This window comes from Actinomycetospora lutea, assembly GCF_028737205.1.
Classification (GTDB): domain Bacteria; phylum Actinomycetota; class Actinomycetes; order Mycobacteriales; family Pseudonocardiaceae; genus Actinomycetospora; species Actinomycetospora lutea.
The window spans coordinates 1-1227 of sequence record NZ_JAQZAL010000095.1; the positions used below are offsets into that span (position 1 = coordinate 1).

The following is a 1227-nucleotide window of genomic DNA, read 5'->3' on the forward strand; positions in this document are numbered from 1 at the left end:
CCGGCGGCGACTCCGGGGGCGGCGCGGTCGTTGGTGGGGTTCCGGTCGGCGGGGAGCTGGCAGGCGTGGATGTTGGTGCTGCCGGTGGATGCGGTGCTGTTGTTGGTGCCGGTGTTGTGGTTGCCGCAGTACGCGAAGGCGGTGCTGGCGATGATGGTGATCGCGTTGGCGCTGTTCTGTGGTGGTGGGCGGTATCGGGCGCGGTTGCATCTGTCGGTGCTCGATGAGTTGCCGATGGTGGTCGGGCGGTTGTTGGTGGCGGCGGCGTTGGTGGCTTCGGTGTTCGCGTTGCGCCATGACGGTGAGGGTGTGGAGACGTTCCTGTTGATCGTGCTGCCGGGGCTCGGGCTGGTGGTGCTGGGCAGGATGGCCACGTCGCGGTTCATTCTTGCGGCGCGTGTGCGGGGGGTGGTCGCGCATCGCACGTTGGTGGTGGGTGGGGATTCGTTGGCGGCTGATGTGATCGAGCTGTTGCAGCGTCATCCGCGGTATGGGTTGGCGGTGGCCGGGTTCCTCGATGATGGGTGTTGTCCGGCGGCGTCGGGGTTCGCTCCGCATGTGGGGGCCTTGGCTGATCTCGAGCGCATCGTGGCCGAGAACGGGATCGATGTGGTGTTGGTCGCGGGTGGGGAGTTCGACGAGGCGGAGTTGCTCGACCGGGTGCGTAGCCCGGTGTGTTCGGGGTGTGACTTGTTGGTGGTGCCGCGTCTGCCGGCGTTCGCGGTGCAGACCAGTGCGGGGGACCACATCGGTTCGGTGCCGATCATGCGGATCCGGACGCCGCCGTTGGACGGGATCAGTTGGGCGCTCAAGCGGGTGTTCGATGTGGTGATCGGTGTGGTGGTGCTGGTGGTGCTGGCGCCGGTGATGGGGATCGTGGCGTTGGCGGTGCGTCTGGAGGGCGGGCCTGGTGTGATCTTCCGGCAGGCGCGGGTGGGGCGTGACGGCCGGCATTTCGAGTGTTTGAAGTTCCGGTCGATGCGGCCGGGCAGTGAGTGGGAGTCCGCGACCCGGTGGTCGATCGATGGTGATGATCGGGTGGGGTGGGTCGGGCGGGTGTTGCGGCGGACCTCGCTCGATGAGTTGCCTCAGCTGTGGAACATCTTGCGTGGTGACATGACGTTGGTGGGGCCGCGTCCGGAGCGGCCGCATTTCGTGGAGAAGTTCTCCTCGGAGCACCCGCGGTATGGTCACCGTCACCGGGTGCCGTCGGGGTTGACGGGGTTG

General features: G+C 67.2%; 1 protein-coding gene. It reads left to right on the top strand.

From position 1 onward, the window contains the following. Window positions 1–69 precede the first annotated feature (69 nt). Window positions 70–1227, top strand: a 1158-nt coding sequence (locus PHK61_RS31800) for an exopolysaccharide biosynthesis polyprenyl glycosylphosphotransferase (RefSeq protein WP_274285040.1), incomplete at its 3' end; no start/stop codon positions are given.